Source organism: Citrobacter sp. Cpo147 (assembly GCF_030332405.1).
In the GTDB taxonomy this organism is placed as follows: Bacteria; Pseudomonadota; Gammaproteobacteria; order Enterobacterales; family Enterobacteriaceae; genus Citrobacter; species Citrobacter portucalensis.
Genome location: NZ_JAOWHX010000031.1, coordinates 214,627 through 234,759 on the forward strand (window position 1 = coordinate 214,627; position 20,133 = coordinate 234,759).

Below are 20,133 nucleotides of genomic sequence, written 5' to 3' on the forward strand. Positions count from 1 at the left end.
GTGAACGCCTTATCCGGCATACGTGCGTGCATTTGTAGGCCGGATAAGGCGTTAGCGTCGCCATCCGGCAGATGACCGCCCGGTTACTCAAACGTCCCTTTCACGCACGCTTTCTGCTCTTTCACCACGGTTTTTCCCTTCGCCCACAGGTGATGAACTTCCAGCGCGTCGTTGAGCACCAGAATGTCCGCATCGCATCCCACCGCCAGACGCCCTTTATGCTCCAGTGCCAAAAATTCTGCGACCGTACGCGTCAGCGGACACAGCGCCTGTTCCAGCGGTATGGCATGAATCTTCACCAACTGGCGCACCGTCTCGGCCAGTGATTCAAACCCCGCGACACCGATGCCGGTGAGATTGCCAAGCTCATCAAATTCCGGCTGGCTGCCGTTGCCATCCGAGCTAAGGGTAATGCGCGACAGCGGCACGTTCTGGCGTAGCGCCGTGGCGATAGCCGTGGCCGGGTCGACGGGCTCATCAATGCTGCTGGTAATGTCGATATAACCGCCTTTACGGGCATACTCCAGCGCCGCCTGGAACAACGGTTCCGCACGGTTAACGTGTGTCGGCAACAGTTTAGTAATCGGCACATCGCAACATTCAAGGATCTGGTACAACGGTTCCAGCATGCGCGGGCTGTCGCCCATATGGAAAACGCTGATCCCCGGTTTGCGCCCTAACAATCCGCCGACACGCGACTGCGCCGCCATATTTGCCAGCGCCGAGGTATCCGGGGCTGAAGAACGATGGTCCGAAACCGCACATTTCACACCAATAACTTTATCAATCAGCGCCACATCGCGATCGATACTGCCGGTGATCGTCGGGGAAGGCAGAGAATACGCCCCGGTCAGCATCCATGCGCTGATGCCTTCAAACTCCAGCGCGCGGGTTTTTGCCAGCAGCGATTCCGGGTGACGGGTAATGCCATCGGTACCCAGCAAACCCACCACCGACGTGACGCCAGCTTCAACCAGCCGTGACAAGCGCACTTCCGGGGTGCGAGTATGCGGCCCCGCCTCCCCACCGCCGCCAATAAGATGGACGTGTTGATCGATAAATCCTGGGCATACAATCGCGCCGTCAAGATTGATACACTCGCAACCGGGAAAGTCTTCAGGAGAAATTGATGGGGCGATGGCAACAATTTTGCTGCCGGAGACCAGTATATCCTGTCGCCCTAAATCTTCCGGCGCATACACGTGTCCCTGCTGGAACAACGTCAAATCAAGAATTGAACAGTTCATAACCTTCCTTGTCAGGCAATAACCTGCATAACCCAAATAGAGAGCAGCGCATTAATGACGCATACCGCAATAATTAGCGGGTAATAACGAGGATGAACCCCCGCGGTCCCCAGACAACGGCCCACATTTTGCACCGGATTTCCCATCAGGTAGATAGCCGGTAACAACACCGTGGCATCATGTCCCGAAAGCGTACCGGCGACAACCAGGCTGGCGCACACGCCGACGCCGCCTCCCATACTCATCACCGCTGCCAGCAGCACAGTGGCAGATTCCCCCGGCAGCCCCCACAGCGCCATTACCGGCTCGCATACCCGCCCGACAACCTCGAGCAGCCCTGTCACCTTCAGCGCCTGAATAATCACAAACGCCATCACCACGTTAGGCAACAGACTGGTTGTTGCAATGGTAAACCCGCGCCGTGCGCCATCGATAAACATATCCATGACGTTTTTACGTACCTGCGTTGTCATCTCACGCCTCCTGCTGCATACGGCGATTTTCCAGCTGCGCGATCCATACACGCAACAGGTTCGCGCCCACAAATTTGAAGACAAGGATCACCGCCAGCGGCGTAATCACCGGAACGGTCACCATCGTAAACAGCGCTGCGCCAGAAGAAAAATAGTTGGTAATGCACGCGCTGCCGCTGGTTTGCCAGCAGGCAAAAATAGCGCGTTCCTGCTCTGTGATAATGCCCTCTTCCGCCATTTCTTTGGTCATCCCGGCCGCGGCATCGGTATTTTGCAAATTCGCAATCAACGCCAGCGAACAAATACCCGGAATGCCCAGTAACGGACGCAGGACCGGCGTCATCAGCTGTTGTGCCGCGCGCAACCCACCCAGCCCTTCGGTGACAGAAATAATCCCGAGCGAAAGAATGACGGAAGGCGCCAGCTCAAGCGCGAATAAGAAGCCGTCTTTTGCCCCCATCCCCCCTGTGCCACGAAAAGAGACCGCCGTGCCGCCCGCAGCATTAATCTGCCCAAACGCACCGTTGAGGACGGTGAAGTCAAAGACCCGCCACCATTCGGTACTTTTCGCAAACATGCCGGAAAAAAGAATAATCGTAATAAAAAAAGCGAGATAACCGCCCCATCCCACCTTTTGCTGCGTGTGTGTGCTGTGATCCATTTTGTTCTCCTGTTGGCCTTAATCCTTGTGTGACTAAAAGACATCACGATGGTCAAGTTAAAGACAAACGCGGAGAAAAACGACACCAGAGGAGATTATTCAGAAAGAGTGGATAGAGGTCAGACAAGTTCAGATCCGGCGACATGATATCGCCGGATCTCGCAGATTAGGGTTCGTCAACGACCTGACCATCCGGCCAGGCATGCATTACCGCTTTGATTAACGTCGCCAGAGGAATCGCAAAGAATACGCCCCAGAATCCCCACAAACCGCCGAAAATCACCACGGAGAGAATAATGACCAGTGGATGCAGATTGACCGCCTCGGAGAACAGCACGGGAACCAGCAAATTGCCGTCCAGCGCCTGGATTATCAGGTACACGGCAAAACAGCTCCAGAACTCAGTGCCAAGGCCAAACTGGAACAGCGCCACGCCAACCACCGGAATCGTCACCACAAAAGCGCCGATATACGGGATCAGCACAGAGAACCCGACCAGCACCGCCAGCAGCAGCGAATAGTTGAGACCAAACAGCAGGAAGCCGAGCCAGGTCGCTACGCCGACCACCACCATTTCCAGCACCTTTCCGCGGATATAGTTGGTGATTTGCTGATTCATCTCTTTCCATACCTGCCCCGCCAGCCCGCGGTTACGCGGCAGCACCCGGCGCACGGCGTTCAGCATCTGTCCTTTATCTTTGATCAGGAAGAACACCATCAATGGGACAAGAACAAGATAGACCGCCAGGGTCAGCAATCCAACCAGTGAGGCTAACGAATATTTCACCACCGAATCGCCCATGGTGAGCATTCGCGAGCGCATATTTTCCGCCATCGCATCAATGATGCCTGCATCCATCAGCGCCGGGTAACGTCGTGGCAAGGTGGCGGCAAAATCAGACAATTTATTGAGCATGCCGGGCATGTCGCGGATCAGGTAAATTCCCTGCTGCCACGCAACGGGCATCACCACAAAGGCCATCAGTAGTAAAATACCGACAAACACCACCAGCACAATCGATGTCGCCCAACGTCGTGAACAACCAATATGTTCCAGCCGCACTGTCGGCCATTCAAGCAGGTACGCCAGCACAATGGCGACCAGCAGCGGCGCCAAAAGGCCGCTAAAGAAAAACAGGATGCCAAAACCGGCAACAAGAATAATCAGCAGGGCGATGGCTTCGGGGTCGCTAAAGCGGCGACGATACCATTGCATCAACATTTCGAGCATAAAACCCTTCCATGAACCCAATAGCGGGATTGCGATCCCGAATTGTATCGAAATGTCACAAAAAAGACTTCGCTTTTTATGGCTGATTACGCAAAGTGAAAAGACATTTTTCCTGGGTGTTCATCGTCAGGTTTCGCAGTTACACTCCGTAAGCTTGCGGAGTGTGAACGATACTTCACAGCATCGGTCAAATGGCTATCTCAAAAAAGAATACAGGACAGAGGTTATGTTCAGGCAGTTGAAAAAAAACCTGGTTGCTACCCTCATTGCCGCACTGACTATCGGTCAGGTTGCGCCCGCATTTGCTGATACTGCGGACACCCTGCCTGATATGGGAACGTCGGCAGGCAGTACGCTTTCCATAGGACAGGAAATGCAGATGGGCGATTATTACGTACGCCAACTGCGCGGCAGTGCGCCATTAATTAACGATCCATTGCTCACCCAATACATTAATGCGCTGGGGATGCGTCTGGTCTCGCACGCCGACTCGGTTAAAACGCCCTTCACCTTCTTTTTGATTAACAACGATGAAATCAACGCCTTTGCTTTCTTTGGCGGCAACGTTGTCCTGCACTCTGCATTATTTCGCTATTCCGACAACGAAAGCCAGCTGGCATCGGTTATGGCGCACGAAATTTCCCACGTTACGCAGCGTCACCTGGCGCGTGCCATGGAAGATCAGAAACGCAGCGCGCCACTAACGTGGGTTGGTGCGTTAGGTTCAATTTTATTAGCAATGGCCAGCCCGCAGGCGGGTATGGCGGCGCTGACCGGTACGCTGGCGGGTACACGTCAGGGAATGATCAGCTTTACGCAGCAAAACGAACAGGAAGCAGACCGCATCGGTATTCAGGTACTGCAACGCTCGGGATTCGATCCCCAGGCCATGCCAACGTTCCTGGAAAAACTACTCGACCAGGCTCGTTACTCTTCGCGTCCGCCGGAAATTTTGCTGACTCACCCCCTGCCGGAAAGCCGTCTGTCTGATGCCCGTAACCGCGCCAACCAGATGCGCCCGGTGGTCGTCCAGTCGTCAGAAGATTTTTATCTGGCTAAGGCACGAACCTTGGGCATGTACAACTCTGGTCGTAACCAGTTAACCGATGACCTGCTGAGTAACTGGTCGAAAGGCAACGTACGTGAGCAACGTGCGGGGCAGTATGGCCGGGCATTGCAGGCGATGGAAGCCAGTAAATATGACGAGGCGCGTAAAGCGCTGCAACCGCTGCTGGCGGCAGATCCTAACAATGCCTGGTATCTCGACCTGGCAACGGATATCGATCTTGGCCAGAAGAAAACCAGTGATGCCATTAACCGCCTGAAAAACGCCCGCGACCTGCGCACTAACCCGGTTCTGCAGCTCAACCTGGCGAATGCCTATTTACAGGGTGGACAAGCCAAAGAGGCGGCGACCATCCTGAATCGCTATACGTTTAACCATAAAGATGACCCTAACGGCTGGGATCTATTAGCGCAAACGGAAGCCAACCTGAGCAACCGCGATCAGGAGCTGGCGGCGCGCGCGGAGGGGTATGCCCTCGCGGGACGTCTGGATCAGGCTATTTCGATGCTCAGCAGCGCAAGTTCTCAGGTGAAACTGGGTAGCCAGCAGCAGGCCAGATACGATGCCCGTATTGACCAGCTACGCCAGCTGCAAGAACGCTTTAAACCGTACACGAAGATGTAATTATCGAACCTTTGCCGGATGGCGACGCTGTAGCGTCTTATCCGGCCTACGTCAGACGCAATATGTAGGCCGGATAAGGTCTTTTGGCCGCCATCCGGCAGTATTGTTATGCAAGGAGAAGTCATGTCAGACGCGATTAAAATCTACCATAACCCACGTTGCTCCAAGAGCCGTGAAACGCTGGAATTACTGAAGTCCAACGGCGTGGACCCGGAAGTGGTGTTGTATCTGGAAGCGCCGGCTGACGCAGCAACCCTGCGTGAACTGCTGCAAATGCTCGGTATGTCCAGCGCGCGTGAACTGATGCGCCAGAAAGAGGATCTTTATAAATCACTTAACCTGGCGGACAAAAATCTGAGTGAAGACACGCTGATTCAGGCAATGGTGGAAAACCCGAAACTGATGGAGCGCCCGATTGTGGTTGCCAAAGGTCAGGCTCGAATTGGACGCCCGCCTGAGCAGGTACTGGAAATCGTCGGTTAACCTGCAACCTGCCGCAGTCTTCTCGGCTGCGGCGCTTACAGCTTCAGAATTTCTTTTACGAACGGAATGGTCAGCTTACGTTGGGCGGTGATCGAAGCATGATCAAGCTGATCCAGCGTCATAAACAGCGTACGCATTTCTCGATCCAGACGCTTTAGCAGAAAACGTCCCACATCTTCCGGCAGTTCAAATCCACGAAGTCTGGCGCGTAATTGCAACGCCTGCAGCTTATCTTCATCGGAAAGCGGTTGTAGCTTGTAGATTTGCCCCCAGTCCAAGCGTGAGGCGAGATCCGGCAACCCCAGATTCAACTGTCTTGGCGGACGATCGCCGGTGATCAGCAAACGCGTTTTCCCCGACTCCAGGATACGGTTGTAGAGATCAAAGATCGCCATTTCCCACAGCGAATCACCAGCCACACATTCGATGTTATCGATGCATACCAGCGATAAATGCTCCATCCCGTCGAGCACCTCGGGGACGAACCAGGTGCGTTTGTCGAGCGGCACGTAGCCTACCGCATCGCCGCGCGCGGAGAGTTCCGCACAGGCTGCATGCAGCAAATGACTACGGCCAGCGCCTTCACGCGACCAGAGATAAATATACCCGCTATGTTCCTGACGCAGCACGTTTTGCAGTGCAGCCAGTAAAGAGGAGTTATCCCCCGGCCAGAAACTTGCGAAAGTTTCGTCGTCAGGAAGATAAAGTGGCAAAGAGAGCTGTGCCGGTGTGTTCAGAGATACCTCAACCCAGGATTTCATAAAATCGCGTTGAGTTTAACACAGAAATACGTCGCGATAGAACCGGGCAGCGTTGCCGCCCGGTCAGAGATTTACTGTTGCGGACTGTCTGCATCTTTCGCGTCAAGCACGACTTCTTCCGGACGCAGCAGGCTGATAACTTTGAAAATCAGGCTCAGACAGACACCAACGATGGTCGCCAGCGCCATGCCTTTCAGCTCTGCGGCACCGATGTGAACTTTCGCGCCACTTACGCCGATGATCAAAATAACCGAAGTCAGGATCAGGTTCTGCGCCTTGTTATAGTCAACCTTCGACTCGATCAGTACGCGAATACCAGAAGCGCCAATCACACCGTACAGCAGCAGTGATACGCCGCCCATAACCGGCAGTGGAATGATTTGGATCGCTGCAGCCAGTTTACCCACGCAGGAGAGCAGAATGGCGAAAATTGCCGCACCGCCGATAACCCAGGTACTGTAAACGCGGGTGATCGCCATTACGCCGATGTTTTCGCCGTACGTGGTGTTCGGCGTAGAGCCGAAGAAACCAGAGATTACCGTAGACAGACCGTTGGCAAACATAGAACGATGCAGGCCAGGATCGCGAATCAAATCTTTTTTCACGATATTTGCCGTTACCACCAGGTGCCCGACGTGTTCAGCGATGACCACCAGCGCTGCTGGCAGGATGGTCAGAATGGCAACCCATTCAAAACGCGGCGTGTAAAACGTCGGCAGCGCGAACCAGTGGGCCTGCGCAATCGGCGTAGTGTCCACAACGCCCATCACGAAGGAGAGCGCATAACCGGCCAGCACCCCGATCAGAATCGGGATAATCGCCATAAAACCGCGGAACAATACGGAACCAAAGACCGTTACCGCCAGCGTTACCATAGAAATGATGATGGTTTTTGAATCCGGTAATTGCCCCTCAGCAGGCAGTAACCCCGCCATACCCGCAGCAACGCCAGCCAGCTCCAGACCGATGACGGCAACGATTGCGCCCATCGCCGCAGGCGGGAACATGACATCCAGCCAGCCGGTTCCTGCCTTCTTAACAATGAAAGAAACCAGGCAGAACAGGACGCCACACATAATGAAACCGCCCAGCGCCACTTCATACCCTAACGGCAGCAGCAGCAGTACCGGGGAAATAAAGGCAAAGCTGGAACCCAGATATGCGGGAATTTTACCCTTACAAATAAAGAGATACAGCAACGTACCAATGCCGTTAAACAGCAGAACGGTAGCCGGGTTGATGTGGAACAGGACTGGCACCAGCACCGTTGCGCCAAACATGGCGAACAGGTGCTGCAAACTAAGCGGGATTGTCTGTAAAAGCGGCGGTCTTTCACTCACCCCGATAGCACGGCGCGTCATAGTGTTTTCCTCTGAGTGTTGTTTGTTATTAGCCATTGGGTTGTTTTATTCAAAAAAAAGCCGACTCTTAAAGTCGGCTTCTTTTCACTTATTCGTTTACTTAGTACCAAAAATCTTATCGCCGGCATCGCCGAGCCCCGGAATAATGTATCCGTGCTCGTTCAGTCCCTGATCGATGGAGGCGGTGTACAGCTCCACATCCGGGTGCGCTTTTTCCAGTGCCGCGATACCTTCCGGTGCCGCAACCAGGACCAGCACTTTAATGCTGGTGCAGCCTGCATTTTTCAGCAGATCGATAGTGGCGATAACAGAGCCGCCGGTTGCCAGCATTGGGTCAACGATCAGCGCCATACGCTCATCGATGTTAGAAACCAGCTTCTGGAAATACGGAACCGGCTCCAGCGTCTCTTCGTTACGGTACATACCAACAACGCTGATACGCGCGCTCGGAACGTTTTCCAGAACGCCTTCCATCATGCCCAGGCCCGCACGCAGGATAGGCACAACGGTGATTTTTTTGCCTTTAATTTGGTCAACTTCAACTGGACCGTTCCAGCCTTCAATGGTCACCTTTTCGGTTTCCAGACCAGCGGTTGCTTCATAAGTCAGCAGGCTGCCAACTTCCGAGGCGAGTTCACGAAAGCGTTTAGTGCTGATGTCGTTTTCACGCATCAGTCCCAGCTTGTGTTTGACGAGTGGGTGTTTGACTTCCACGATCTTCATACTCTTCTCCTTTCCTCAGACGAATGGCAACCACAAAAAAAATCGCCGGATTATACCGCTTTTCCTCTCTGGCGCAACACTGCATACGCTTGATATGGATCAACCAAAGTCATTTGCGTCTGAATGATGAGTATAAAACAAGCCCCGCACTGATGGCGGGGCTTGCTGTCAATACCATGAATTTTAAAGATATTCAGCATTGGTCTGGATGACTTTCTGATACCACGAAAAAGATTTTTTAGGCGAGCGCGTTAATGTCCCGCTACCATCATTATTTTTATCGACATAGATAAACCCGTAGCGTTTTTTCATCTCTCCCGTCCCGGCCGAGACTAAATCAATGCAGCCCCACGGGGTATATCCCATCAGATCCACGCCATCTTCCACCACCGCTTTTTTCATCTCACGTATGTGGGCGGCAAGGTAGTCGATACGATACTGGTCGTTAACTGTACCATCGTCCTCGCGCACGTCGATGGCGCCAAATCCATTCTCCACAATAAATAGTGGCAGCTGATAATGATCCCAGAACCAGTTCAGTGAATAACGCAGGCCAACCGGATCAATCTGCCAGCCCCAGTCCGATTTCTGCACGTACGGATTGGAAACCAGGCTTTTCGACTCATCGTAATCCAGTTGCGGGTTGTCCGCCGTAGCCTGGGTTGCGAAAGACATATAATAGCTAAAGCCGATGTAATCAACGCAGCCCTCGGTCAGCGCCTGACGGTCTTCCTCGGTGATATCCAGTTCAAAGCCACGACGGGCAAAGTAGTTGAGAAGATGCTGCGGGTATTTGCCGCGCACATGGACGTCGGTAAACCAGTAACGCCGGTGCATGGCATTCATCGCCATCATCATATCGTCTGGCGCGCAGGTCAGCGGATAGATAGGACACATGGCAATCATGCACCCTATCTGTAATTCCGGGTTAATCTCACGCGCGACCTTTACCGCCAGCGCGCTTGCCACCAGCTCATAGTGCGCCGCCTGGTACATGACCGGCTCGCGGTCTTCGCCGGGCTGGTATTTCAGACCTGAGTTAGTAAAGGGCGCGAAATCTTCGTGATAATTTGCCTGGTTGTTAATCTCATTAAACGTCATCCAGTACTTCACTTTGTGCTGGTAACGAGTGAATACCACCCTGGCAAAACGGACAAAGAAATCGATAAGCTTGCGGTTGCGCCAGCCGCCGTACTCCATCACCAGATGGTAGGGCATCTCAAAATGCGACAGCGTAATCACCGGCTCAATGCCATATTTCAGGCATTCGTTAAACAGGTCATCATAGAACTGTAGGCCAGCCTCATTGGGTTGTTCTTCATCGCCTAAGGGGAAAATACGTGTCCAGGCAATAGAGGTGCGAAAGCATTTAAACCCCATTTCGGCAAACAGCTTTATGTCGTCTTTATAGCGATGATAAAAATCGATGGCCTCGTGGTTAGGGTAATTTTTATCGGCAATCACACCGTCGGTAATTTCACGCGCCACACCATGCGCTCCCGCGGTCATGACATCAGCAACGCTGACGCCTTTTCCGCCCTCCTGCCAGCCACCTTCCAGTTGATGAGCCGCGACAGCACCACCCCACATGAATTCTGCTTTAAATCCTGACATACCCTTCCCCTATCGTGATGACTCTGCGCAAAACGCTGTTGATGAGGTCCGCAACAGAAAACAGAAACCGGTTTCAGTAAGATACTGTGCATTCGGCTAACAGGATTCAAGCACAAGACTGTACCCGGTTTCATTTTCGTGGCGCAGCTCAAACAAATAGATAAATGATTGTAAAATGCTGAAAAAACCAGCAGATAAAACTTGATGCAGAGCAGGCTCGCAAACGTTTGCTTTCCCTGTTAGAATTGCGCCGAATTTAACTTTTACTGCAAGTAAACATGTGGGGAAGCAGGCAGTGACCGATAAAACCTCTCTTAGCTACAAAGATGCCGGTGTTGATATTGATGCAGGTAATGCTCTGGTTGATCGAATCAAAGGCGTAGTAAAGAAAACGCGTCGTCCGGAAGTTATGGGTGGTCTGGGTGGCTTCGGTGCGCTGTGCGCATTGCCGCAAAAATATCGTGAACCGGTACTGGTTTCCGGCACTGATGGCGTTGGTACAAAACTGCGTCTGGCGATGGATCTGAAACGCCACGACACTATCGGCATTGACCTCGTCGCAATGTGCGTCAACGACCTCGTGGTTCAGGGCGCTGAGCCGCTGTTCTTCCTCGACTACTATGCGACCGGCAAACTGGATGTGGACACCGCAGCCAGCGTCATTAACGGGATTGCCGAAGGCTGCCTGCAGTCTGGCTGCGCGCTGGTCGGTGGGGAAACAGCTGAAATGCCGGGGATGTACCACGGCGAAGATTACGACGTGGCAGGTTTCTGCGTTGGCGTCGTCGAAAAATCAGAGATTATCGACGGTTCAAAAGTGGCTGACGGTGACGTACTGATTGCGCTCGGCTCCAGCGGCCCGCACTCCAACGGTTACTCTCTGGTGCGTAAAATTGTAGAAGTCAGCGGTTGTGACCCAGAAACCACCGAGCTTGAAGGCAAGCCGCTGGCCGATCACTTACTGGCCCCTACCCGCATTTACGTGAAATCCATTCTGGAACTGATCGAGAAGGTTGATGTGCACGCCATTGCCCACCTGACCGGCGGCGGCTTCTGGGAAAATATTCCGCGCGTTCTGCCGGACAACACGCAGGCAGTGATCGACGAATCTTCATGGCAGTGGCCAGCCGTCTTCAACTGGCTGCAAACGGCGGGTAACGTCAGCCAGCATGAGATGTATCGCACCTTTAACTGCGGTGTAGGTATGGTTATCGCCCTGCCAGCTCCGGAAGTGGACAAAGCCCTTGCTTTGCTCAATGAGAAAGGTGAAAACGCCTGGAAAATCGGTATCATCAAAGCATCTGATTCCGAACAGCGTGTGGTCATTGAATGAAAAACATTGTGGTGCTCATTTCCGGCAACGGAAGCAATTTGCAGGCGATAATCGACGCCTGCGAACAGAAAAAAATCAATGGCACCATACGTGCAGTATTCAGTAACAAGGCCGATGCGTTCGGCCTTGAACGCGCACGCGAAGCGAATATTCCGGCGCACTCGCTGGAAGCCGCCCAGTTTGCCAGTCGCGAAGCATTCGACCGCCAACTGATTCAAGAGATTGACGCCTATGCACCCGATGTCGTGGTGCTGGCCGGTTATATGCGCATCCTCAGCCCGGCGTTTGTCGCTCACTATGCTGAACGATTGCTGAATATCCACCCGTCTTTATTGCCGAAATATCCCGGCCTGCACACGCACCGTCAGGTTCTGGAAAACGGCGATGAAGAACATGGCACCTCCGTCCACTTCGTCACCGATGAACTGGACGGCGGACCGGTTATTCTCCAGGCCAAGGTTCCGGTATTTGAAGGCGACAGCGAAGATGATGTCACGGCACGAGTCCAGGCTCAGGAGCATACCATTTACCCACTGGTGGTAAGCTGGTTTACCGATGGTCGCCTGAAGATGCGTGATAACGCTGCATGGCTGGACGGCGTTCGTCTGCCGCCACAAGGCTACGCCGCCGACGAATAATAAAATTCAACCTGTAAGCCGGATCTCACCATCCGGTCTACAGGCATAACTACCTTTTCCGGTTAATACTACCGGTATTCATCTACGCTCCCCCTTTCTCTTTGCTATCAGACGGTTTATTGTCATATTTTTCTGGCACAGTTGGACATCTGAGAGCAATGCTCGCCATAATAAATCGGTAGTGTCCCGTGAATGAAACGGAGTAAAAGTGGTAATGGGTCAGGAAAAGCTATACATCGAGAAAGAACTCAGCTGGTTAGCGTTCAACGAACGTGTACTCCAGGAAGCTGCTGATAAGTCAAACCCGTTGATCGAACGGATGCGTTTCTTAGGCATCTATTCCAATAATCTCGACGAGTTTTATAAGGTTCGTTTTGCCGAACTGAAGCGCCGAATCATTATTAGCGAAGAACAGGGTTCAAACTCTCACTCCCGCCATTTGTTAGGCAAAATCCAGGCCCGCGTATTAAAAGCCGATCAGGAATTTGACGGCCTGTACAACGAGTTGCTGTTGGAAATGGCGCGCAATCAGATTTTCTTAATCAACGAACGCCAGTTGTCGGTCAATCAGCAAAGCTGGTTGCGTCATTACTTCAAGCAATATCTTCGCCAGCACATCACGCCGATCCTGATTAACCGCGAGACGGATTTAGTCCAGTTTTTAAAAGATGACTACACCTATCTGGCGGTAGAAATTATCCGTGGTGATACGATACGCTACGCGCTGCTGGAAATCCCTTCCGACAAGGTTCCCCGTTTTGTGAATCTGCCGCCGGAAACCCCGCGCCGTCGCAAACCGATGATCCTGCTGGACAACATCTTACGTTACTGCCTTGACGACATTTTCAAAGGGTTCTTTGACTACGACGCACTGAACGCCTATTCGATGAAAATGACCCGTGACGCCGAATACGATTTGGTGCATGAGATGGAATCGAGCCTGATGGAGCTGATGTCATCCAGCCTGAAACAGCGTCTGACCGCAGAACCTGTACGTTTTGTCTATCAGCGTGACATGCCCAATGCGCTGGTCGAAGTACTGCGTGAAAAACTGACGATTTCTCGCTACGACTCGATTGTTCCCGGCGGGCGTTACCATAACTTCAAAGACTTTATTAACTTCCCTAACGTTGGCAAAGCTAACCTGGTGAACAAACCGCTGCCGCGTCTGCGCCATATCTGGTTCGACAACGAGAAGTTTCGTAACGGCTTTGACGCCGTTCGTGAACGCGACGTGCTGCTGTATTACCCCTATCACACCTTTGAGCACGTTCTTGAACTGCTGCGCCAGGCCTCTTTCGACCCGAGCGTGCTGGCTATAAAGATCAACATCTACCGTGTGGCAAAAGATTCACGCATTATTGATTCAATGATCCATGCCGCGCACAACGGTAAGAAAGTCACCGTGGTGGTGGAATTGCAGGCCCGCTTCGATGAAGAAGCCAACATCCATTGGGCCAAGCGTCTAACCGAAGCAGGCGTTCACGTCATCTTCTCCGCGCCAGGCCTGAAAATTCACGCCAAACTGTTCCTTATCTCGCGTAAAGAAGGTGATGAAGTCGTGCGCTATGCGCATATCGGGACGGGGAACTTCAACGAAAAAACGGCACGCCTGTATACCGACTACTCATTGCTGACCGCAGATTCGCGCATTACCAACGAAGTGCGTCGGGTGTTTAACTTCATCGAGAATCCGTATCGCCCGGTGACGTTCGATTATCTGCTGGTTTCCCCGCAGAACTCACGCCGTCTGCTGTACGCAATGATCGACAAAGAAATCGCCAACGCGCAGCAAGGACTGCCTTCCGGCATTACGCTAAAACTGAATAACCTGGTCGATAAAGGTCTGGTTGACCGCCTCTATGCGGCCTCAAGTTCAGGCGTGCCGGTCAATTTGTTGATTCGCGGAATGTGCTCGCTCATCCCGAATCTGGAAGGTATCAGCGACAATATTCGCGTTATCAGCATCGTTGATCGCTATCTTGAACATGACCGGGTCTATATCTTCGAGAACGGGGGTGACAAGCAGGTGTATCTCTCCTCCGCTGACTGGATGACAAGAAACATCGACTATCGTATCGAAGTTGCCACACCGCTTCTTGACCCGCGCCTTAAGCAACGCGTGCTGGATATTATCGATATCCTGTTCAGCGACACGGTGAAAGCCCGCTTTATTGATAAAGAACTGAGTAATCGCTACGTACCGCGCGGAAACCGCCGTAAGGTTCAGTCACAATTGGCGATTTACGATTACATCAAATCACTCGAGCAACCTGACTAAAGATATGCCAATACACGACAAGACTCCACGACCGCAGGAATTTGCTGCGGTCGACCTTGGTTCAAACAGTTTCCATATGGTCATTGCCCGCGTGGTTGATGGCGCAATGCAAATTATTGGGCGACTGAAACAACGCGTACATCTGGCGGATGGTCTCGGCGAAGATAACAAGCTGAGCGAAGAGGCCATGGAGCGCGGGCTAAGCTGTTTATCACTGTTCGCCGAACGTTTGCAGGGGTTTCCTCCATCAAGCGTATGTATCGTGGGAACCCATACTTTGCGTCAGGCACTGAATGCGACTGATTTTCTCAAGCGAGCGGAAAAAGTCATCCCCTACCCAATTGAGATTATTTCCGGCAACGAAGAAGCCCGATTGATCTTTATGGGCGTTGAACATACGCAGCCGGAAAAAGGTCGCAAGCTGGTTATCGATATCGGCGGCGGCTCAACCGAATTAGTGATCGGCGAGGATTTCGAGCCTAAACTGGTCGAAAGCCGCCGCATGGGCTGCGTCAGTTTTGCTCAGATGTATTTCCCAGGCGGTGTAATTAACCGTGAAAATTTCCAGCGTGCCCGCATGGCGGCTGCGCAAAAGCTCGAAACCTTAACCTGGCAGTTTCGCATTCAGGGCTGGAACGTTGCGCTGGGCGCATCGGGCACCATTAAAGCAGCCCATGAAGTGCTGCTGGAGATGGGTGAAAAAGACGGTTTTATCACCCCCGAACGTCTGGACAAGCTGACATCTGAAGTGTTGAAGCACGCGTCATTTGATGCGCTCAGCTTGCCGGGGTTGTCAGAAGAAAGAAAAGCAGTGTTTGTACCCGGACTCGCGATTCTGTGCGGCGTTTTTGACGCGTTAGCTATTCGCGAACTTCGCCTTTCTGATGGTGCGTTACGTGAAGGCGTGCTGTACGAGATGGAAGGCCGTTTTCGCCACCAGGACGTTCGTAGCCGTACCGCCAGCAGCCTGGCGAACCAGTACAACATTGACAGCGAACAGGCCCGGCGCGTACTGGAAACGACGATGCAAATGTACGACCAGTGGCATACGCAGCAGCCAAAGCTGGCCAATCCCCAACTGGAAGCGTTACTGCGTTGGGCAGCAATGCTGCATGAGGTTGGGCTGAACATCAACCACAGCGGTCTGCATCGCCACTCTGCGTATATCTTACAAAACAGCGATCTACCTGGTTTCAATCAGGAACAACAGCTGATGATGGCAACATTAGTTCGTTACCATCGCAAAGCGATTAAGCTCGACGACTTGCCCCGCTTTACGCTGTTTAAGAAGAAACAGTTTCTGCCGTTAATTCAGCTGCTGCGCCTGGGCGTGCTATTGAATAATCAGCGTCAGGCGACCACCACGCCGCCGACTTTGACCCTGATAACCGACGACAGCCACTGGACCTTACGCTTCCCGCATGACTGGTTTAGCCAAAATGCGCTGGTGCTGCTCGATCTGGAGAAAGAGCAGCAATACTGGGAAGCCGTAACAGGCTGGCGACTCAAAATTGAAGAAGAGAGCTCACCCGATATCGCCGCATAAGATCTCAGCAGGTGTCAGTTCATCTGGCACCTGCTTTTCCAGAGTTTCATTCAACGGCAGTGGCTTACCAATCAGATACCCCTGCATGTAATCAATCCCCAGCGAAATCACCGCACTGCGTATTTCCTCGCTTTCGACGTACTCCGCAACCACCAGCATTCTTTTCATCCGCGCCAGATGGCAAATAGAGGCCACGATTTGGTAGTCGAGGCTGTTCGAAACAATATTGCGAATAAAGCTACCGTCAATTTTCAGGATATCGGCATTCACATTTTTCAGCCGCGCATAGCTGGCATATCCAGTACCAAAATCATCAATCGCAATCTGACAGCCCAGTGATTGCAGTTGCAGCAACGTTGCCTGTGCCTGTTCCGCATTGGTCAAGGCATTGCTTTCCGTCACTTCAAAGATAAGTTGCCATGCTTCAACCTTGTACTTATTCAGTAACTGATTGATGTCATTAGGAAGTCGCGCGCGACATACTGAGGTGGGTGATAAGTTGATAGCAAACCGGTGGGCGGGCATTTTTTCCCGATTCTGCGCCATAAATTTCAGCGTATTTTCAATCACCCACAGATCGATACGGGAGGACAAACCAAACTCATGGGCTACCGGCAAGAAGCTATCAGGGGCAATAGTTTCACCGTCATCCCCCTCAAGCCGCAGCAGGATTTCGTGATAAACGTCTCCACGCACACCAAAAATCGGCTGCGCCTTCAGGAAAAAGCGATTGTTCTCCAGCGCCTGCTGAATACGGTTCATCATCGCAACTTTATCTTTCAGGTCACGTTGCAGGTGCATCACACCACGCCGCTGCAAATTCTCTGGTGAATTGGTTGCCAGCGATAATTCGGCAATGGTACTTAACTCTCCCAGCAACAAATAGATATGGTTAACAGGAGAACGGACATAGCAAAAGCTGATCCCAACCTGCGGTTGCAAAGGCATACCGTCCCAGACAAAACGAAACTGCTTGATATGCCTGTCCAGTGCTTCAATGCGTTCCTGGTGTAGCTCAGTGTTAAAACGCAGGATTAGATCATTACCCGATAATTGATAGACATGCTCATCCTGTTCAAGCAACGGTGTTATCCACTGAGCCAGTTTTTGCTTGTACTGGATACGCAGCATAATGCCGTAATTTTTCACCAGCAGCTCCATGCCCGGAACCCCCAAAAAGCAAAGCACTGACCATGGCGAGTTTTTCAAATCCCGGTTCAAAGCGCGCAAATTCGGAATATGCACCATAGGGTCAAAGAAGGCCAGGCGATGGTTGCGCCGGGTAACAAAACGTTGACGCGTTGCCAGGACAGCAATGAAATTCACGATGAAGGAAAAAACCAGATAACTTGATGAGGTAATGGCAAGCTGCGTATCGTAACCCGAATACCATGGCATATAGCGCTGATAATAATGAATTGCGGTAATAAGTACGACCGCCCATATCAACGAAATAAATTTATAACCGTAACGCATTGCCCCCCACAGCATGACGGGAAGTAACAGTGACAATGTATAATTCGTGCTGAATATTGAGCTTTGTTCATTGAGCGGCATACACAACATTGCCATTAACACAGTCAATATAATCAACCAGACCGCAAACTCTGTTTTAGTCACTTTGGTATCAAACTGCTGTTTTAACTGAGAAAAATAGCCTCTCAGATGCAAGGGGTTGCGAATTGTTCGAATGATGAAATAACACAGCGGCACACCTACAAGATTCCCTGCGAGTATGGACTGATAGTTGATCAATGTACCTGTATTGAAGGGCATAACGCCCACCATGCCAGATTTGCTTTCATAAACACCCACAAATGCGGCAAACTGAAAGAGTATCAGAAACAGCGTAGCCGGGCAGAAGACTTGCCAGAACATACGCTGAAACAACAGATGAGAGTCGCCGTGGGAAACGTTGTTTCGTCGGGGAGAAAATACTTTATATCCTCCCCAGCTAAGCACGATTGTAACTATAAAGTGCGAAATTATTGAAAGTGTTTCAAATAACCCGACCTGCGGATATTTGTACCAGATAATGGAAATGATAATACCTGGCAATGCCGCCCAGCCAAAAAAAAGCATCAGGCTAATCATCAGCGCTAACGGCAGGTAGAAAAGAATTACTGTCCCCGTACTAATATGGGCATAGGTAGTGGCAGTGCTCAATATAGGCAACAACAAAGAAGGTAAGATGAGAGGTAATGCCCACCATCTATCTCTAATACCAATATAATTTTTATTGAGTTTCATAGATGCTCAGTAGAATCCCGCACATCCTGTAGGGGGTATTCAGACAGGCATCCCACCTGACTTTAAAACGATAAAGTAAAATACATCACAATGATTCATCGATTTTAGTTGTCAGCAAAGTGTGATGCTTGATACATATCAAAAAACATGCCCCTCATTCATCAATTATTACTCTTTTCATTATTTTTTATCGTTAATACATTATTCATGCAAATAATAATATTAATTTCCATAACATAAGAAGATAAAACAACTGAAGCAATTTTACATAAGGAAGAATTGACCATTTCCTCTCAGTGTGCCTTAATGTGAGTATCGCCCTCAGTTGGGTACACTACAAGGAACCTTTTGTGAGCCAGGTTACCAGCCTACGCAAACGACACCGATTTAACAGTCGCATGATCCGGATCGTACTGCTTATCAGCTTTCTCTTCTTCTTCGGACGCTTCGTCTACTCCGCCATTGGTGCGTGGCATCACCACCAGGACAAAAAAGAATCTCAGCAGACCACTCAGCCGCAACAGACATCTTCTGCACAAATCGACGTACATTGATCGCTCGCGCCTGTGATACCCCCAGCATTAAGATTCCTTACCGGATGGCTAATCGCCTGACATTTAACCATCCGGTAAGGGATTTGAGTGATGAAACTTTACCCCCCTCTCTCGCTTAATTATCAGATAATCGGCCGTATTTTTCGCACAAATGCACAATCTTTTCATCCCACTTCGCCGCACCATTCGCGCTGATTTTTACGTTCCGGTTTAGCGGACATAAAAAGACAAAAAGTGCTCAAATAAACGCTAATTAATATCACCAGCAAATATCACTGACGCAAGCATTTATATTTCGCATGAAAATTAAATAGTTATTTGAATTGTTATCATTTTTAAATACTACAGGGTAATGCCATGAGTGGTTTTTTATTATTTCCAAAGATAAGAAGCGGTCTTGAGTGGGTCGCCGGGCACAGTGATGCGGTCATTCAATTCGGCTGGAATATCGTTGCCGCCGTGATCTTATTGTTTGTCGGTAAATTTATCGCTCGCCTGCTCTCTCGTGGGCTGGAAAAGTTACTGCTTAAACGTAAAGTCGACAGAACCATCATTCAGTTCTTCACCGCGCTGGTACGTTACATCACCCTCGCTTTTTTCGTCGTCGCTGCGTTGGGTCGCGTCGGCATTGAAACATCCTCCATTATTGCCGTCATCGGCGCCGCCGGACTGGCTATTGGTCTCGCGCTACAAGGATCGCTTTCCAACTTTGCCGCTGGCGTGCTGTTGGTTTCCCTGCGGCCTTTTCGCGCAGGGGAAGTAGTGCAGATTGGTGCAGTCACCGGAACTGTAGAAAAGGTGCACATCTTCTCCACCACCCTGCTCACCGCGGACAGCAAAGAAGTGGTGATTCCAAACGGTAAGATCATCGCTGACAACATCATTAACTATTCCCGTCATCCTTTTCGCCGTATCGATCTGGTGATTGGCGTGGGTTATCAGAGTCGGATTGCAGAGGTTAAGCAAGTTATTAATCACATTATCGAGCAGGACAGCCGTATCGATAAGCAACGTGGGGTAACCGTTCGCCTGGGCGAACTGGGCGCTTCAGCGTTGAATTTTTACGTGCGCGTATGGGTGCCCAACATCGAGTACTGGAACACCTATTACGATCTGCTGGAAAACATTAAAGAGGCGCTGGACGCCAACCATATTGACCTGCCCTATCCACAGATGGATGTGCGTATTCAGAATGTCGCACCTCAGCAGCAGCCTCAGCTGCAACTGGTCGATTAGCGTACTATCCGACAGAACATACGCCAGAAGTATTTACTGAAGTATTTGCTG

At 51.3% G+C, this 20,133-nt stretch carries 17 protein-coding genes; 8 read left to right on the forward strand and 9 right to left on the reverse strand.

Features of this window, described 5'->3' with window-relative positions:
- Positions 1–83 precede the first annotated feature (83 nt).
- The 4 genes from iadA to OGY06_RS10870 all read right to left on the reverse strand — a co-directional run bounded on the left by iadA (position 84) and on the right by OGY06_RS10870 (position 3,612).
- Positions 84–1,247, reverse strand: coding sequence for a beta-aspartyl-peptidase (gene iadA, locus OGY06_RS10855; protein ID WP_003835097.1), 1,164 nt, complete (start codon positions 1,245–1,247; stop codon positions 84–86).
- A gap of 11 nt (positions 1,248–1,258) precedes the next feature.
- Positions 1,259–1,720 (reverse strand): YjiG family protein, encoded by a 462-nt coding sequence (locus OGY06_RS10860; protein WP_003835099.1) that lies wholly within the window; start codon positions 1,718–1,720, stop codon positions 1,259–1,261.
- Between the two features lies 1 nt (position 1,721).
- Entirely contained in the window at positions 1,722–2,381 is a 660-nt protein-coding gene (locus tag OGY06_RS10865) for a nucleoside recognition domain-containing protein (protein ID WP_063941700.1), read from the reverse strand.
- A 166-nt stretch (positions 2,382–2,547) separates the two neighbouring features.
- A complete protein-coding gene (locus OGY06_RS10870) occupies positions 2,548–3,612 on the reverse strand; it encodes an AI-2E family transporter (RefSeq protein ID WP_003037941.1) in 1,065 nt (354 codons plus the stop codon).
- A 226-nt stretch (positions 3,613–3,838) separates the two neighbouring features.
- Here OGY06_RS10870 and bepA point away from each other — a divergent pair, with 226 nt between their 5' ends.
- Both bepA and arsC read left to right on the forward strand, forming a co-directional pair.
- A complete protein-coding gene (gene bepA / locus OGY06_RS10875; protein ID WP_063941701.1) occupies positions 3,839–5,302 on the forward strand; it encodes a beta-barrel assembly-enhancing protease in 1,464 nt (487 codons plus the stop codon).
- A 123-nt stretch (positions 5,303–5,425) separates the two neighbouring features.
- Positions 5,426–5,785: an arsenate reductase (glutaredoxin) gene (arsC, locus tag OGY06_RS10880; RefSeq protein ID WP_003835105.1), complete on the forward strand. Its 360-nt coding sequence runs from the start codon at positions 5,426–5,428 to the stop codon at positions 5,783–5,785.
- 35 nt (positions 5,786–5,820) lie between these two features.
- Here arsC and OGY06_RS10885 read toward each other — a convergent pair whose 3' ends face one another.
- The 4 genes from OGY06_RS10885 to OGY06_RS10900 all read right to left on the reverse strand — a co-directional run bounded on the left by OGY06_RS10885 (position 5,821) and on the right by OGY06_RS10900 (position 10,244).
- Positions 5,821–6,522: a DnaA inactivator Hda gene (locus OGY06_RS10885; RefSeq protein ID WP_211924219.1), complete on the reverse strand. Its 702-nt coding sequence runs from the start codon at positions 6,520–6,522 to the stop codon at positions 5,821–5,823.
- Between the two features lie 95 nt (positions 6,523–6,617).
- Positions 6,618–7,907, reverse strand: coding sequence for a uracil permease (gene uraA, locus OGY06_RS10890; RefSeq protein WP_003835107.1), 1,290 nt, complete (start codon positions 7,905–7,907; stop codon positions 6,618–6,620).
- 96 nt (positions 7,908–8,003) lie between these two features.
- On the reverse strand, positions 8,004–8,630 hold the full coding sequence (gene upp, locus OGY06_RS10895) for a uracil phosphoribosyltransferase (RefSeq protein WP_003835110.1): 627 nt from the start codon (positions 8,628–8,630) through the stop codon (positions 8,004–8,006).
- Between the two features lie 183 nt (positions 8,631–8,813).
- A complete protein-coding gene (locus OGY06_RS10900) occupies positions 8,814–10,244 on the reverse strand; it encodes a 6-phospho-beta-glucosidase (RefSeq protein WP_164562547.1) in 1,431 nt (476 codons plus the stop codon).
- Between the two features lie 295 nt (positions 10,245–10,539).
- On the opposite strand from OGY06_RS10900, the gene purM reads away from it, so the two are divergent.
- From purM to ppx, 4 genes are all read left to right on the forward strand, one after another.
- Positions 10,540–11,577, forward strand: a complete 1,038-nt coding sequence (gene purM / locus OGY06_RS10905; RefSeq protein WP_020996702.1) for a phosphoribosylformylglycinamidine cyclo-ligase — start codon at positions 10,540–10,542, stop codon at positions 11,575–11,577.
- Positions 11,574–12,215, forward strand: a complete 642-nt coding sequence (gene purN, locus OGY06_RS10910) for a phosphoribosylglycinamide formyltransferase (protein ID WP_003835118.1) — start codon at positions 11,574–11,576, stop codon at positions 12,213–12,215. The genes purM and purN overlap by 4 nt, the downstream gene beginning before the upstream one ends.
- A gap of 214 nt (positions 12,216–12,429) precedes the next feature.
- Positions 12,430–14,496 (forward strand): polyphosphate kinase 1, encoded by a 2,067-nt coding sequence (ppk1, locus tag OGY06_RS10915; protein WP_032944192.1) that lies wholly within the window; start codon positions 12,430–12,432, stop codon positions 14,494–14,496.
- A gap of 4 nt (positions 14,497–14,500) precedes the next feature.
- Positions 14,501–16,042 (forward strand): exopolyphosphatase, encoded by a 1,542-nt coding sequence (gene ppx, locus OGY06_RS10920; protein WP_003835121.1) that lies wholly within the window; start codon positions 14,501–14,503, stop codon positions 16,040–16,042.
- On the opposite strand, the gene OGY06_RS10925 is transcribed toward ppx, so the two are convergent.
- The gene (locus tag OGY06_RS10925) at positions 16,022–18,292 is read right to left on the reverse strand and encodes a bifunctional diguanylate cyclase/phosphodiesterase (RefSeq protein ID WP_003835123.1); all 2,271 of its coding nucleotides are present in this window, start codon (positions 18,290–18,292) and stop codon (positions 16,022–16,024) included. The genes ppx and OGY06_RS10925 overlap by 21 nt on opposite strands.
- Before the next feature lie 350 nt (positions 18,293–18,642).
- Here OGY06_RS10925 and OGY06_RS10930 point away from each other — a divergent pair, with 350 nt between their 5' ends.
- Together OGY06_RS10930 and mscS are read left to right on the forward strand one after the other, a co-directional pair.
- A complete protein-coding gene (locus tag OGY06_RS10930; protein WP_071692595.1) occupies positions 18,643–18,846 on the forward strand; it encodes a YfgG family protein in 204 nt (67 codons plus the stop codon).
- 357 nt (positions 18,847–19,203) lie between these two features.
- Entirely contained in the window at positions 19,204–20,082 is an 879-nt protein-coding gene (mscS, locus tag OGY06_RS10935) for a small-conductance mechanosensitive channel MscS (RefSeq protein ID WP_063941703.1), read from the forward strand.
- The last annotated feature ends 51 nt before the right edge of the window (positions 20,083–20,133 follow it).